Consider the following 13,683-nt stretch of genomic DNA (forward strand, 5'->3'; position numbering starts at 1 on the left):
CCCGTGCTCACGATCGATCAGGCGACGCGCGACGCGATCGTCGCCCACGCGCGCGCCGACCACCCCGACGAGGCCTGCGGCATCGTCGCCGGGCCGATCGGTTCCGACCGGCCCGAGCGCCATGTCGCGATGACCAACGCCGAACGTTCCCCGACGTTCTTCCAGTTCGACTCCCAGGAGCAGTTCCGGGTCTGGCGGGACATGGACGACCGGGACGAGGAACCGGTGGTGATCTACCACTCGCACACCGCCACCGAGGCCTATCCGTCCCGTACGGACATCGGCTACGCCGCGGAGCCGCAGGCCCACTACGTGCTGGTCTCGACCCGGGAGTGCGGGTCGGAGGAGGGCCCGGTGGAGTTCCGGTCGTTCCGGATCCTGGACGGAGAGGTCACCGAGGAGGAGGTTCGAGTGGTTCCGGCGTACGACCGTGACCCCGAGCCCGACCCCACCGCCTGAGTCCGGTTCAGGACAGCTGGCCCCGGATGTCCCCGCTGGGTGAAACCGGGAGGCTCCGCCGTACGAGCAGGCCCGTAAGCTGAGCGGCGTGGAGCTCTTCCTGCTCGCCCACTCGGCGCCGGCGCTGGTCTACGACTGTTCGCCCGCCTGAGCCTCCCCGCGCGCGTCCGCTCCCTCTGCCCTCGGTGGTCCCGAGGAATCTCCGCGCCGACGCGCGTGTTGGGAGCAGTGCCAGCCAGACCCTCGCGACGAGACACGACCGAAGGAGCACGTACCGATGGCTATCGAGGTTCGCATCCCGACGATCCTGCGCCCCCACACCGGTGGCGCGAAGACGGTGGAGGGCGCCGGCGCGACCCTGAGCGAGCTGTTCGACGACCTGGAGGCACGTCACTCCGGGCTGAAGGACCGGCTGGTCCAGAACGACGACCTGCGCAAGTTCGTCAACGTCTACGTCAACGACGAGGACGTTCGCTTCCAGGGCGGGCTGAACGCCCCGGTCTCCGACGGCGATGTCGTCACCGTGCTTCCCGCGGTGGCCGGCGGCTGAGCGGGCGGGAGCCGGCATGCGTTTCTCGTCAATGCTGGAATCGGTGGGACAGACGCCGCTCGTAGGGTTGCCGCGCCTGTCGCCGAGCCCCGAGGTGCGCCTGTGGGCGAAGCTCGAGGACCGCAACCCCACCGGGTCGGTGAAGGATCGCGCCGCGCTGCGGATGATCGAGGAGGCGGAGAAGGACGGCCTGATCCGCCCCGGCGCGACGCTCCTCGAACCCACCTCCGGCAACACCGGCATCTCGCTGGCGATGGCGGCCAAGCTCAAGGGCTACCGCCTGGTCTGCGTGATGCCGGAGAACACCTCCGAGGAGCGGCGCCAGCTGCTGCGGATGTGGGGCGCGGAGATCGTCTCCTCACCGGCGGCGGGTGGGTCCAACGAGGCCGTGCGCGTGGCCAAGGCGCTGTCGGAGGACCACCCCGACTGGGTGATGCTCTACCAGTACGGCAACCCCGCCAACGCCCTCGCGCACTACGAGGGAACCGCGCCGGAGATCCTCGCCGACCTGCCGAGTGTCACGCACGTGGTGGCCGGTCTCGGCACCACGGGCACCCTGATGGGCGTCGGCCGGTTCTTCCACGAGCACAAGCCCGACGTCACGGTGGTCGCCGCCGAGCCACGGTACGGCGAGCTGGTCTACGGCCTGCGCAACATCGACGAGGGCTTCGTGCCGGAGCTGTACGACCCGAAGCTGATCGACTCCCGCTTCTCGGTCGGACCGCGCGACGCGGTGCGCCGGGTCCGCGAGCTCCTCGACACCGAGGGCATCTTCGCCGGGATCTCCACCGGTGCCGTGCTGCACGCGGCGATCGCCCAGGCACACCAGGCGGTCAAGGCCGGCCGCAGCGCCGACATCGTGGTGATCATCGCCGACGGCGGCTGGAAGTACCTCTCCACCGGCGCCTACGAAGGCACGCTGGACGCCGCCGAGGAGGCGCTGGACAGCCAGCTCTGGGCATGACTTCGGGCGCGACTTCGGATGCGGCCTGATGCCGATGCGCGTTCGGGCGGAGAAAGCCGAGATTGCCCGAATCCGCCTGCAACCCCGCACCGCCCTCGCGGGTCTGCCACATGACGCGCCCGGGACGGCGACTACGGGGAAACCCGGGGGCGCCGAGCACAGGAGGCCAGGGGTGGAGTGCGCAGGCAGGACCGGCGGGGGGCCGGACCAGCCGGCGTGACGGTGCTCGGTGGCGCCGATGGTGGGGTGCTGGGTGGTGTGTTCGGCACCGGGGTGCGGTCTCGTGCGAGCGAGCCGAACCCCGGTGCCGGGCACATCCGTAGTCACGTGGGTACTCACGTCACACCTCCGGTCACTCAGCGAACGCCTGTCGGCCTCGCCCCGTAGGCTGACGGCCGTGTCAGATGCGCCGATCGGGATCTTCGACTCCGGGTTCGGTGGGCTCACCGTTGCCCGCGCCCTGCTCGACCAGCTCCCGCACGAACCCGTTCTCTATCTCGCCGACACCGCGCGATACCCCTACGGCCAGAAGAGCATCGCCGACGTACGCAAGTACGCGCTGGAGTGCCTGGACCACCTCGTCGACCAGGGCGTCAAGCTGCTCGTCATCGCCTGCAACTCCGCCAGCGCCGCCGTGCTCCGCGACGCCCGCGAGCGATACTCCGTTCCCGTGGTCGAGGTGATCTTCCCGGCGGCCCGGCGGGCCGTGGCCGCCACCCGGTCCGGCGAGGTGGGGGTGATCTGCACGCGGGCGACCGCGACGTCGCTGGCCTACGACGACGCGTTCGCGGCGGCCCCGCACATCAACCTGCACACGCAGGCGTGCCCGCGGTTCGTGGAGTTCGTCGAGCGCGGGCTCACGGCCGGCCCGGAGCTGCTGGCGGTGGCGCACGAATACCTCGACCCGCTGACCAAGGCCGGGATCGACACCCTCGTCCTCGGCTGCACGCACTATCCCCTGCTCACGGGTGTCATTTCCTACGTCATGGGACCGGAGGTCACGCTGGTGTCCAGCGCGGAGGAGACCGCGAAGGACGTCTACGCCCGGCTGGTGCGCGACGGAGGCGAGCGCAGCCCGGCGCTGGCGCCGCCGCGGCACCGGTTCCTCACCACCGGCGACCCGGACGCCTTCATGCAGATCGGGGGGCGGTTCCTGGGACCGGAGATCACGTTCGTGGAGGAGATGGCGTGAGGCTCACCGTTCTGGGGTGTTCGGGGTCGTTTCCCGGGCCGGGTTCGCCCGCGTCCGGCTACCTCGTGGAGGCGCCGTACGAGGGGCGTACGTTCCGGCTCGTCCTGGACCTGGGCAACGGCGCGTTCGGTGCGCTGCAGCGGTACGTCCCCGACTACGACGTGGACGCGGTAGGGGTGACGCACCTGCATCCCGACCACTGCGTCGACCTGTGTTCCTACTACGTCGCGTCCCGCTACCACCCGCGTGGCCGGCGTGGCCGGGTGCCGGTCTACGGCCCGTTCGGCACCGCCGACCGGCTGGCCGCGATGTACGGCATGCCGCTGGAGCCGGGCATGCGGGAGGTCTTCGACTTCCGCGCCTGGGTGGACGTCGATCCGACCAAGATCGGGCCGTTCTTGGTGTCGGTCGCGCCGGCGCGGCACCCGGTCGAGGCGTACGCCGTGCGGCTGGACCACGACGGCCGGTCACTGGTCTACACCGGCGACACCGGGCCCAATCCCGAGCTCGCCGAGCTGGCCACGGGCACGGACCTGCTCCTCAGCGAGGCGACGTTCCAGCACGGTGCGGACAATCCGCCCGACCTGCACCTCACCGGGCGGCAGGCGGGGGAGTACGCCCAGGCGGCCGGTGCGGGGCGGCTGGTGGTGACCCACGTTCCGCCGTGGTACGACGGTCAGCGGATGCTCGCGGACGCCCGCGCCGCCTACTCCGGCCCGCTGGAGCTGGCCAGACCCGGTGCGGTGTACGACATCTGAGGTGGCAACCGCCGTCGTCCGGCCGTCGTCCGGGCGACACCGGGAGGCCGCCGCATCTCGGCTGCGATGCCTGTCGGCGCGGATCGGTATGGTCGGCGCATGACGAGCATGACGAGAGTGGACGGCCGGTCCGCCGAGCAGTTGCGACCGGTCTCGATCACCCGGGGCTGGCTCGACCACGCCGAGGGCTCGGTCCTGGTCGAGTTCGGGCGCACCAGGGTGCTGTGCGCGGCCAGCGTGACCGAGGGCGTGCCCCGCTGGCGGCGCGACTCCGGCGAGGGCTGGGTGACCGCCGAATACGCCATGCTTCCCCGCTCGACCAACACCCGCAGCGCGCGCGAGTCGGTCAAGGGCAAGATCGGCGGCCGGACGATGGAGATCTCCCGCCTGGTCGGGCGTTCCCTGCGGGCCGTGATCGACCACGCCGCCCTGGGTGAAAACACCATCGTGCTCGACTGCGACGTGCTGCAGGCCGACGGCGGCACCCGCACCGCCGCGATCACCGGCGCCTACGTCGCTCTGGTCGACGCCGTGCGGCACCTGGAGCGAAAGGGCGCGCTGAAGGGGCGTGCGCTGATCGACTCGGTGAGCGCGGTGTCGGTCGGCGTGGTGGGCGGTGTGCCGATGCTCGACCTGTGTTACGAGGAGGACGTGCGCGCCGACACCGACATGAACGTCGTGATGACCGGCGACGGGCGCTACGTCGAGGTGCAGGGCACCGCCGAGCGGGAGCCGTTCGACCGCAAGCTGCTCGACGGGCTGCTCGAGCTGTCCGCGGTCGGGTGTGCCGAACTCGCCCGCGCCCAGTCGGAGGCCCTCGCCGTCGACCTGCCGACCGGCTCGGCACGGTAGGGCGGTGACGGCGATGGGGACGGGCGTGCGGCGACGGATCGTGCTGGCCACGCACAACCGCAAGAAGCTGGCCGAGCTCGACCGGATCCTGCGCCCCCAGCTACCCGACGTCGAGGTGCTCAGCCTCGACGACGTGACCCCCTACGACGAGCCCGCCGAGACCGAATCCACCTTCGCCGGCAACGCGTTGCTGAAGGCCCGGGCGGCGTTCGCCCACTCGGGGTTGCCCGCGGTCGCCGACGACAGCGGCCTGTGCGTCGACGCACTGAACGGCATGCCGGGCGTGCTGTCGGCACGCTGGTCGGGTGTGGACAAGGACGACGCGCGCAACAACGCGCTGCTGCTGGCGCAGCTGGCGGACGTGCCCGCGCAGCGCCGGGGCGCGGCGTTCGTCGCCTGCGTGGCGCTGGTTCTGCCCGGCGGTCAGGAACACGTGGTGGAGGGACGGGTCATGGGCACCGTGGCCACCGAACCGCGCGCCGACGGCGGGTTCGGATACGACCCGCTCTTCGTGCCGGAGGGCGGCACCCGCACGTTCGCGCAGATGTCGGCGGAGGAGAAGGACGCGGTGAGCCACCGCGGCCGGGCGCTGCGCGAGCTGGTTCCGTTGCTCGCGGTTCACCTACCCGACCCGGCCGGGGCGTAGCCCAGCCTGCCGGCGCATAACTCAATCTGCGGGGGCGGTCAGGCACGTCCCGCACGGTCGAGGCCCGCCCGGATGCGGAGCAGGATCCACAGCGCCTCCACACCGTCCCGCCAGGTGAGCTTCTTGCCCTCGGCGCGGCTGCGCGCGGTGTAGGAGATCGGCACCTCGTAGGGCCGGTAGCCGGCGCGCAGCAGCTTGCCGGTCACCTCGGCCTCCATGCCGAAGCCCGCGGAGCGGACGCCGAGCCGTCGGTAGAGGTCCAGCGGCATCAGCTTGAAGCAGGTCTCCAGGTCGCGGATGTAGCAGTTGAACAACACGTTCGCGAACGTCGTCACGGCCCGGTTGCCGAGCACGAACCAGAACGAGAAGGACGTGTGGCTGCTGAACGTCCGCGTACCGTAGACGACCTCGGCCTCCCCGTCGATCACCGGGCGCAGCAGCCTCGGGATGTCGTCCGGGTCGTACTCCAGGTCGGCGTCGCAGATCGTCAGGTGCGTCCCGGAGGCGATCCTCGCCGCGGTGGCGATGGCCGCGCCCTTGCCGCGGTTCACCTCGTGGCGGTGGATCACCACCCGTGGATCGTCCACGGCGGCGAGCAGGTCGGCGGTGCCGTCGGTGCTGCCGTCGTCGACCACGACGACCTCGACGTCACAGGGGTAGTCGACGTCGAGGATCCGCTTGCGGACCAGGTCGAACGTCGCCACCTCGTTGTACACGGGGACGAGGATCGAGAGCTTCACTGGGGCTTTCTCCACGCGAGCCAGGGCCGTGCACGCACGGGAGTACCAACGGCAGTACGGACGGCGTTCACAGCGGGTACGACGGACACGACGAGTACGGCGAGGTGTGGCAGGAACCGGTTACGACGGCGAAGCGTTCGCGGGAGACCGTGCCTGCTGGTGCGAGAGAAGGGACTCGAACCCTCACGCCCATGGGCACCGGATCCTAAGTCCGGCGCGTCTGCCAATTCCGCCACTCTCGCCTGCCGGTCCACCCGCGGCGGCCCAGTCTACGGGCCGGCCACGGGTGAGCCGGGTAGGCCTCACACGCCGAGTTCGCGGCGCAGTCGCGCGACGTGGCCGGACGCCTTCACGGCGTACTGCGCGATCTCGATCCGGCCCTCCTCGTCGACCACGAACGTCGAGCGGATCACGCCTGTCACGGTGCGGCCGTAGGACTGCTTCTCGCCGTACGCTCCCCACGCCTGCAGCATGGACTTGTCCGGGTCGGACAACAGCGGGAACGTCAGGCCCTCCTTCGCCACGAACTTCGCCAGCTTGGCCGGGGAGTCCGGGGAGACCCCGAGCACGGTGTAGCCGGCGGCCGCGAGCGACTGCAGCGAATCGCGGAAGTCGCAGGCCTGGGTGGTGCAGCCGGGGGTCATCGCGGCCGGATAGACGTACACGATCACCTTCTGCCCGCGAAGGCCGGACAAGGTGACCGGCTTGCCGTCGGCGTCGTCGAGGGTGAAGTCGGGTGCGGTGTCGCCGGGGTTGAGTCGGGGGGTAGGTGCCACTGGTCCTCCTGTCGGCGTACGGATCGACCCGCCGGGGCTAGTTGCAAGTCATTCGCATGTAAGAATACGAGGCGCAACGCGGGGCCGGCAGGTTGCCTCATCATCCCTCAGCCGCGAGGAGGATCCCGGTGCACGTGCCCGACGGATTTCTGGACGCGCCGACGTCGATCGCCACCGGCGCCGTCGCCGCGGCCGCGGTGGCGGTCTCCCTGCGCCGGGCCCGGCACGAGCTGGACGACAAGACCGCGCCGCTCACCGGGCTGGTCGCCGCGTTCGTGTTCGCCGTCCAGATGCTCAACTTCCCGGTCGGGGCCGGTACCAGCGGGCATCTGCTCGGCGGGGCGCTGGCCGCGATACTCGTCGGACCGTGGACGGCGATTCTCTGCATGACCGTCGTCCTGCTCGTCCAGGGGCTGTTCTTCGCGGACGGCGGCATCACCGCGCTCGGCACCAACATCACGTTGATGGGCGTGGTCACCGTGGTGGTCGGCTGGGCGTTGTTCCGGCTCACGCTGCGGTTGCTGCCACGGCGGCCGGCCTCGGCGGCACCGGCCGCGTTCGTCGCCGCGCTGGTCTCGGTGCCGGTGGCCGCGTTGTGTTTCGTCGGCCTGTACGCCGTGGGCGGCACCGCCGACATCTCGTTCAAGGCCGTCTTCGCCGCCATGGTCGGCTGGCACGTGCTGATCGGGCTCGGTGAGGCGGTGATCACCGCCCTCACCGTCGGCAGCGTCATCGCGGTCCGCCCCGACCTGGTCCACGGCGCACGTTCGTTGCTCGCGGCCCGCGAGCTCACCGTGCGGGAGCCGCGCCCGCTCGTCGCGAAGGGAGACCGGTCGGCATGAGCAGGCCAGAAAGCGGTCCGGACAACCGATCGGACGACCGGTCCGACAGCCAGGTGTCCGGCAGGCGGCGGCCCCGCACCCGGGTGTTCGTGGTGGTGGGTCTGCTCGTCGTGCTCGCCCTCGCCGGCGGGGCCAGCTACTACGCCTCGGCCAGTCCGGACGGACTGAACAAGGTCGCCGAGGACCACGGCTTCGCCTCCACCGCGAAGGACAGCCCCACCCGCCACTCGCCGTTCGCCGACTACGGCGTCCGCGGCATCACCGACGGCCGGGTCTCCAACGCGGTGGCCGGGGTGGCCGGCGTGGCCATCGTGCTGGCGCTGGGCACCGGTGTCGCCCTCGCCGTCCGCCGCCGCGACCGCCGCGACGACCGCCCCACCGACGACGGCGCCGAGCACCCCACCGACCGCAGGTCGGCCGACGTGGACGACGCAGCCGCCGCGCCCGCCGACAGGAGGCGTTGAGGTGGCCTCGGGCCACAGCCACCTGCTCCACCTGCACGGCCACTCGCCGGTGCACCGGTTGCCCGCGCACTGCAAGCTCGTCGCCCTGGTGACGTTCGTCCTCGTGGTGGTGGCCACGCCGCGCACCGCGTTCTGGGCGTTCGCCGGGTACGCCGTCCTGCTGCTCGCCGTCGCCGCCCTCGGCCGGGTGCCGCTCGGCTTCCTGGCCCGCCGGGTCGTGGTGGAGACCCCGGTGATCGTGTTCGCCGTACTGCTGCCCTTCATCGCCCAGGGACCGCGGGTGGAGGTGGCGGGCCTGGCGCTGTCCCAGTCCGGCCTGTGGTCGGCGTGGAACGTCCTGGCCAAGGCCACCCTCGGCGTCGTCGGCTCCATCCTGCTGGCCGCCACCACCGACCAGCGCGACCTGCTGGCCGGGCTGCAGCGGCTGCGGCTGCCCAGCCAGCTGGTCCAGATCGCGACGTTCATGGTGCGCTACCTCGACGTGATCACCGGCCAGCTGGGCCGGATGCGGATCGCCCGGGCGGCCCGCGGCTTCGACCCGCGCGGCCCCCGGTCCTGGCCGGTGCTGGCGCGGTCGGCGGGCACGCTGTTCATCCGTTCCTACGAACGCGGCGAGCGGGTCCACCTGGCGATGCTGTCCAGGGGGTACGCCGGCTCCCTGCCCGTCCTGTCCGAGGACCGCACCCCGCCGGCGGCGTGGGCCGCGGTGGCCGTCCTACCGCTGTGCGCGCTTCTCCTGGCGGTTGGTGCATGGTGGACCTCGTGACGACGACACCCGGGGCGACACCGCCGGCGACACGCCCGGCCGCGCAGCCGGTCCTGGCGGTCAGCGGCCTGGCGTACGCCTATCCCGACGGTCACCAGGCGTTGTACGGCGTCGACCTCGCCGTGTACGCCGGCGAACGGGTCGCCATGCTCGGCCCCAACGGCGCGGGCAAGACCACGCTGGTGCACCACCTGAACGGCATCCTCGAGGCCGGCCGGGGGACGGTGCACGTCGACGGGCTGCTGGTGGGGAAGCCGACGCTGACCGAGGTACGCCGCCGGGTGGGCGTGGTGTTCCAGGACCCCGACGACCAGCTGTTCATGCCGACTGTGCGCGACGACGTGGCCTTCGGCCCGGCCAACCTCGGTCTGCGCGGGGTGGAGCTCACCGCCCGGGTGGAGGAGGCGCTGGCCGCGGTGGGGATGGGCGACCACGCCGACCGCCCGCCGCACCACCTCTCGTTCGGGCAGCGGCGCCGGGTGGCGGTGGCGACGGTTCTGGCGATGCGGCCGTCGGTGCTCGTCCTGGACGAGCCGTCCAGCAACCTCGACCCGGCCAGCCGCCGCGAGCTCGCCGAGATCCTCACCGGCCTGGACGTCACCGTGCTCATGGTCACCCACGACCTGCCGTACGCGCTGCAACTGTGCGACCGCGCGGTGATTCTCGACGAGGGCACGATCGTCGCCGACGGGGCGACGGTCGACCTGCTCGCCGACGCGGACCTGATGGCCGCGCACCGGCTGGAGCTTCCGTTCGGGTTCGACCCGGTACGTGCCAACGTCGCGCGAGCGGGGTAGCCATCTGGAAGACTGGCAAGATCTCCGGTAGTTGTTCCGGGGATCTGCAGGTGGAACCACCGCGGGGCCGATGTGATCGGAAAGGACCACCAGTGAGCGATTCGACCAGACCGGCGCTTCCTGACCAGCGGGCTGCCAGCAACGGCTCCCGCCGTGCCCATTCGGGCCCACGCACCGCGGCGCAGATCGAGGCCGACCTCGCGGCGACCCGCGACTCTCTGGCCAACACCGTCGACGTGCTGAGCGCACGGGTGCAGCCCAAAGCGCTGGCCGGCAGGGTCTCCGCCAAGGCCAAGAGCTTCGTCGTCAACCCCGACGGGAGCCCGCGCACCGAGCGGCTTCTCACCATCGGGGGCGGCGTGGCCGGCGCTGTCGGGGCACTGACCCTGCTCCGCTACCTCGTCCGGAAGCGTGGCTGACCCGGCCGCGTCGTCCCACGATCACGTGGTGACCGCGTCCGCAGCGGCGTCCCCCTTGGCGTCCTCGGGGGACGGCGCCGTAATCTCTCATGACGTGACTGACTCCCACGCCGCGCGGCTGACGGCCGAGAAACTGCCCATCCGCATGCTCCACGACCGGGTCCTCGTCTCGATGGACACCGAGAGCGGCGAGCGACGTTCCTCGGCGGGCATCGTGATCCCGGCCACCGCCCAGATGGGCAAGCGGCTGGCCTGGGCACGGGTGGTGGCGATCGGTCCGCACGTACGCACCATCGTGGTGGGCGACCGCGTGCTGTTCGACCCCGAGGAGCGCGCGGAGATCGAGGTCCGTGCCGAGGCGTACGTCCTGCTGCGTGAGCGCGACATCCATGCCGTCGCCTCCGAACGCCTCGAGGACGACGCGACCGGCCTCTACCTCTGACCGCCTCGCGCACCGGCCGCCACGATGTCCGACCAGCGACCAGATGAGCGGGCGGCTCGGCGCGGCGAGACGACCGTCGGTGAGGTGGCGCACCGCTCGCGCGAGTCGGTGCTGGCCCGCGCGGGGCGGCTGCGGCGAGCACTCGTGCCGATCATCCAGTCGGCAGCCGCGGCCGGGATCGCGTGGGTCATCGCCACCAAGCTGATCGGCCACCAGCAGCCGTTCTTCGCGCCGATCGCGGCGGTTCTGTCCCTGGGTGTGGCGCTCGGGCAGCGGCTGCGCCGCTCGTTCGAGCTGGTCGTCGGTGTCGCCCTCGGCGTCCTGGTCGCCGAACTCCTGATCGGGGTGATCGGCCGGGGTGCCTGGCAGATCGCCCTGGTCGTCTTCCTCGCGATGTGCACCGCGGTGCTCGCCGGTGGCGGGCCCGTCCTGGTCAACCAGGGAGCGGCGTCGGCGATCCTGATCGTCGCCCTGGTGCCCGCGAGCGCAGCCGCCACCTCACCAGCCCCGACGGCGCGGTTCGTGGACGCGCTGGTCGGCGGCACGGTCGGCCTGCTCGTCAACGCCCTGCTGCTGCCGATCAATCCCATCGTGCTGGCGCGGCGGGCAGCGAACGGCGTCCTGGACAACCTCGCCGCCGTCCTCGAGGAGATCGCCGCGGTGCTCACCGACCGGGATGCGGGGCGTGCCATGGAGACGCTTCGCCGTGCGCGCCAGGTCGAGGGTCCGGTCGGGGAGTTGCGCGACGCCGTGGGTGCGGGCAGCGAGATCGCCCGCATCGCCCCCGTCCGCTGGCGTACCCGCGGTCACCTGATGCAGTACGTCGACGCGGTGGATCACCTCGACCACGCGGTACGCAACGTGCGGGTGCTGGCCCGCCGGGCTGTGGTGGCGATCCAGCAGAACGAGCCGGTCGACCCGGGCCTGCCGGTGGCGATCCGCCGGCTGGCCGAGGCGACCCGGACACTGCGCAACGAACTGGCCAGGGGTGCGGACACCCGGGCCACGCAACGTGGGTTGGTGGACGCGGTCGAGCTGGCCACCGCCTCGGTCGGGACCGGCTTCTCCGGCAACGTGATGGTGGCGCAGATCCGTTCGGCGGCCCATGATCTGATGCGCGCCGCCGGGCTGGAGGCCGACGAGGTGGACGAGGCCTTCGGTCGTCGCCAGCCCCCGGAGTCGGCCGAGTCGGCGGACCAGCCGGAGTAGTCAGGAGGGGCCGGTCGGACGGGACGTCGACGAGGGATGCGCGTGTCCGGTGGGCCGGCGTCGGGTCCGGTCGGCGGGATGCGAGGAGCCCGGCCCGGCGCCGTTCGACCCCGCGGCCGGGCCGGCCGTCCCGTTCGCCACGGGGCCCGGGGCCGAGGCCGCGGTAGGCGGGTCCATCCGGGCGGGTAGCCCGTGGCATCGGCAGAGCGCCAGGAGGCTCCGCCCGGCGTACAGGCGCAGCGGCCGGCCGTGCGCGTAGTCGTAGGCCTGGGGTTCGAGCCCGGCCGTGGTGAGCAGCAGGCCCTCGGCGGCGTGCTGGCGGCGCACGGCGGTGCCCAGCGCGCGTACCTCCGCGGTGTCCAGCGTTCCGCCGCGCCGGCGTAGGTGGACGACGGCCTGTTCGGCCCGCCCGCCAGTGGTACGCCGGGCGAGGTAGCTGCCGGGGGCCTGGGGGAGCGGCGTGAGCTGGTAGCCCATCCGCTCCAGCAGCCGCTCCATCAGCCGGTCGAACTCCTCCGGCGGCGCGGCCAGCAGGTTCGGTCCCTTGCCCGAGACGGCGACGACGAGGTGTGGGTCGGCCAGTGCGTACGGCAGGACGGGGGAGACGGCGGTGAGCTCGTCCGGGAAGGCCGACACCCTCGCGCCGAACCGGCTGCGGAGCTCACCCAGCGGGTCGTCGAGGTCCGCCGGCGAGAGCCGCGCGAACTGCCGCCGGGACGCACTCATGCTGATCAGGCAGACCGGTTCCTTCCGATTGCCCGCTCCTTCCTTCGCCTGCCCGGGGTCGCGGCCGCCGTCGCCTTCGTTGTCGGGAGCGACCACGCCGTTGAAGACCACGGTCTGCACCAGGCCGTCGGGGTCGGCGTACAGAGCGACGTGCACGGTCCGGATCGCCAACTGCGCGCAGACGCTGCCGTACACCTTGCGTACCTCCGAGATGGAACGCCACCGGTGCACTCCGACCGACTTCGTGGCCGGGTTGTAGCGGTACTCCCGCTCGCGCGGCACCACGCCGATGCCGGGTAGCCGCCACTCGACCAGCAGCAACCGCGACTCGGGCACGTAGCCGAACCGGTGACCGCGGGGGAAACCGGCCGGGCGGGCCGCGAACGGCGCGAAGACCCGGGCGTAGTAGTCGCTGACCGCCTCCGGGTCGCCGGTCAGCACCCGGTCGCGGAAGCGGTCGACGCCGGCGTTGTGGGCCAGCACGCGCCGCCGGTCGGCTCCGCTGGCCTCGTGGTGTGCCCTGCTGCGTTCCTCGATCCGGGCCAGGCGGGCGGCCTCCTGCTCGCGGTAGCGCGCCAGCGCGTTCGTGTACGCCTGCTCCGCCGTCGCCTGCGCTGCCTGCCGATGGGCTTCCTTGGTGAGCAACCGGCGCAGCCGGCCCGTGCGAGGAGCGAAGTCCGACCAGGTGGGGACCGGCGCGGGTACGGCGTCGTCGCCGAGGTCGAGGAACGGAACCCGTTCCTTCTGGGCCTCGAAGTTCAGCGGCTCGACGGTGCGCGGCATCGTGGAGCGCAGGACGAACCCGAGCTTCTGGATGCGCTGCTCGACCGCTTCGGTGCGCACCGCCGCGTCCTCGCGCATCCGCTGCTCGTCCAACTCTGCCCGACGCCGTTCCCGTGCCGAGGCGGCACGTCGGGTACGCCAGTTGCTGGGTCGCCGAAACTGGGGTCGTTGACGTGGCACGGCGCGCTCCCTCGTCAGTGGGTCCTACCTCGCGGTGCGGGCGGTGTCAGGCTGAGCCGAGGGTCCGGGCGGCGGTCGCCTTGTTTCGTCTGCTCGTTTTCGGGGTCGCTGCCGCTTC

17 protein-coding genes and 1 tRNA gene are annotated in these 13,683 nt (G+C 72.0%); 14 read left to right on the forward strand and 4 right to left on the reverse strand.

Going from position 1 to position 13,683, the window contains the following annotated elements; genetic code table 11:
* Nucleotides 1-3: 3 nt before the first annotated feature.
* The 7 genes from BLU27_RS15210 (at nucleotide 4) to rdgB (ending at nucleotide 5,421) form a co-directional block, all read left to right on the forward strand.
* Nucleotides 4-459, forward strand: a complete 456-nt coding sequence (locus tag BLU27_RS15210) for a M67 family metallopeptidase (RefSeq protein WP_092657745.1) — start codon at nucleotides 4-6, stop codon at nucleotides 457-459.
* Nucleotides 460-736: 277 nt separating this feature from the next.
* Complete coding sequence (locus BLU27_RS15215) at nucleotides 737-1,009, forward strand: MoaD/ThiS family protein (protein ID WP_092654364.1); 273 nt, start codon at nucleotides 737-739, stop codon at nucleotides 1,007-1,009.
* Between the two features lie 16 nt (nucleotides 1,010-1,025).
* On the forward strand, nucleotides 1,026-1,973 hold the full coding sequence (locus tag BLU27_RS15220; RefSeq protein ID WP_092654365.1) for a PLP-dependent cysteine synthase family protein: 948 nt from the start codon (nucleotides 1,026-1,028) through the stop codon (nucleotides 1,971-1,973).
* Between the two features lie 397 nt (nucleotides 1,974-2,370).
* Nucleotides 2,371-3,165 carry a glutamate racemase gene (gene murI / locus BLU27_RS15225; protein ID WP_092654366.1) on the forward strand — a complete coding sequence of 265 codons (795 nt, stop codon included), beginning with the start codon at nucleotides 2,371-2,373 and terminating at the stop codon, nucleotides 3,163-3,165.
* Nucleotides 3,162-3,923 carry an MBL fold metallo-hydrolase gene (locus tag BLU27_RS15230; RefSeq protein ID WP_092654367.1) on the forward strand — a complete coding sequence of 254 codons (762 nt, stop codon included), beginning with the start codon at nucleotides 3,162-3,164 and terminating at the stop codon, nucleotides 3,921-3,923. The genes murI and BLU27_RS15230 overlap by 4 nt, the downstream gene beginning before the upstream one ends.
* Nucleotides 3,924-4,022: 99 nt before the next feature.
* Nucleotides 4,023-4,775 (forward strand): ribonuclease PH, encoded by a 753-nt coding sequence (rph, locus tag BLU27_RS15235; RefSeq protein ID WP_197681435.1) that lies wholly within the window; start codon nucleotides 4,023-4,025, stop codon nucleotides 4,773-4,775.
* Between the two features lie 13 nt (nucleotides 4,776-4,788).
* Entirely contained in the window at nucleotides 4,789-5,421 is a 633-nt protein-coding gene (rdgB, locus tag BLU27_RS15240) for an RdgB/HAM1 family non-canonical purine NTP pyrophosphatase (RefSeq protein ID WP_092654368.1), read from the forward strand.
* A gap of 38 nt (nucleotides 5,422-5,459) precedes the next feature.
* On the opposite strand, the gene BLU27_RS15245 is transcribed toward rdgB, so the two are convergent.
* The 3 genes from BLU27_RS15245 to bcp all read right to left on the reverse strand — a co-directional run bounded on the left by BLU27_RS15245 (nucleotide 5,460) and on the right by bcp (nucleotide 6,937).
* The gene (locus BLU27_RS15245; protein ID WP_092654369.1) at nucleotides 5,460-6,161 is read right to left on the reverse strand and encodes a glycosyltransferase family 2 protein; all 702 of its coding nucleotides are present in this window, start codon (nucleotides 6,159-6,161) and stop codon (nucleotides 5,460-5,462) included.
* A gap of 157 nt (nucleotides 6,162-6,318) precedes the next feature.
* A tRNA-Leu gene (locus BLU27_RS15250) sits at nucleotides 6,319-6,403 on the reverse strand.
* Nucleotides 6,404-6,463: 60 nt separating this feature from the next.
* Nucleotides 6,464-6,937: a thioredoxin-dependent thiol peroxidase gene (bcp, locus tag BLU27_RS15255; RefSeq protein WP_092654370.1), complete on the reverse strand. Its 474-nt coding sequence runs from the start codon at nucleotides 6,935-6,937 to the stop codon at nucleotides 6,464-6,466.
* A 128-nt stretch (nucleotides 6,938-7,065) separates the two neighbouring features.
* On the opposite strand from bcp, the gene BLU27_RS15260 reads away from it, so the two are divergent.
* The 7 genes from BLU27_RS15260 (at nucleotide 7,066) to BLU27_RS15290 (ending at nucleotide 11,876) form a co-directional block, all read left to right on the forward strand.
* On the forward strand, nucleotides 7,066-7,779 hold the full coding sequence (locus BLU27_RS15260) for an energy-coupling factor ABC transporter permease (protein WP_092654371.1): 714 nt from the start codon (nucleotides 7,066-7,068) through the stop codon (nucleotides 7,777-7,779).
* Nucleotides 7,776-8,243: a PDGLE domain-containing protein gene (locus tag BLU27_RS15265; RefSeq protein WP_092654372.1), complete on the forward strand. Its 468-nt coding sequence runs from the start codon at nucleotides 7,776-7,778 to the stop codon at nucleotides 8,241-8,243. The genes BLU27_RS15260 and BLU27_RS15265 overlap by 4 nt, the downstream gene beginning before the upstream one ends.
* A gap of 1 nt (nucleotide 8,244) precedes the next feature.
* A complete protein-coding gene (cbiQ, locus tag BLU27_RS15270; protein ID WP_092654373.1) occupies nucleotides 8,245-9,009 on the forward strand; it encodes a cobalt ECF transporter T component CbiQ in 765 nt (254 codons plus the stop codon).
* 53 nt (nucleotides 9,010-9,062) lie between these two features.
* Entirely contained in the window at nucleotides 9,063-9,806 is a 744-nt protein-coding gene (locus BLU27_RS15275; protein WP_422386105.1) for an energy-coupling factor ABC transporter ATP-binding protein, read from the forward strand.
* Nucleotides 9,807-9,898: 92 nt separating this feature from the next.
* On the forward strand, nucleotides 9,899-10,225 hold the full coding sequence (locus BLU27_RS15280) for a DUF3618 domain-containing protein (protein ID WP_092654375.1): 327 nt from the start codon (nucleotides 9,899-9,901) through the stop codon (nucleotides 10,223-10,225).
* A gap of 145 nt (nucleotides 10,226-10,370) precedes the next feature.
* Nucleotides 10,371-10,667, forward strand: coding sequence for a GroES family chaperonin (locus BLU27_RS15285; protein WP_092657749.1), 297 nt, complete (start codon nucleotides 10,371-10,373; stop codon nucleotides 10,665-10,667).
* 24 nt (nucleotides 10,668-10,691) lie between these two features.
* Nucleotides 10,692-11,876 carry an FUSC family protein gene (locus tag BLU27_RS15290; protein ID WP_092654376.1) on the forward strand — a complete coding sequence of 395 codons (1,185 nt, stop codon included), beginning with the start codon at nucleotides 10,692-10,694 and terminating at the stop codon, nucleotides 11,874-11,876.
* On the opposite strand, the gene BLU27_RS15295 is transcribed toward BLU27_RS15290, so the two are convergent.
* On the reverse strand, nucleotides 11,877-13,463 hold the full coding sequence (locus BLU27_RS15295) for a restriction endonuclease (protein WP_092654377.1): 1,587 nt from the start codon (nucleotides 13,461-13,463) through the stop codon (nucleotides 11,877-11,879).
* Nucleotides 13,464-13,683 lie beyond the last annotated feature (220 nt).

Origin of the sequence: Actinopolymorpha singaporensis (assembly GCF_900104745.1) — a bacterium.
GTDB lineage: Bacteria > Actinomycetota > Actinomycetes > Propionibacteriales > Actinopolymorphaceae > Actinopolymorpha > Actinopolymorpha singaporensis.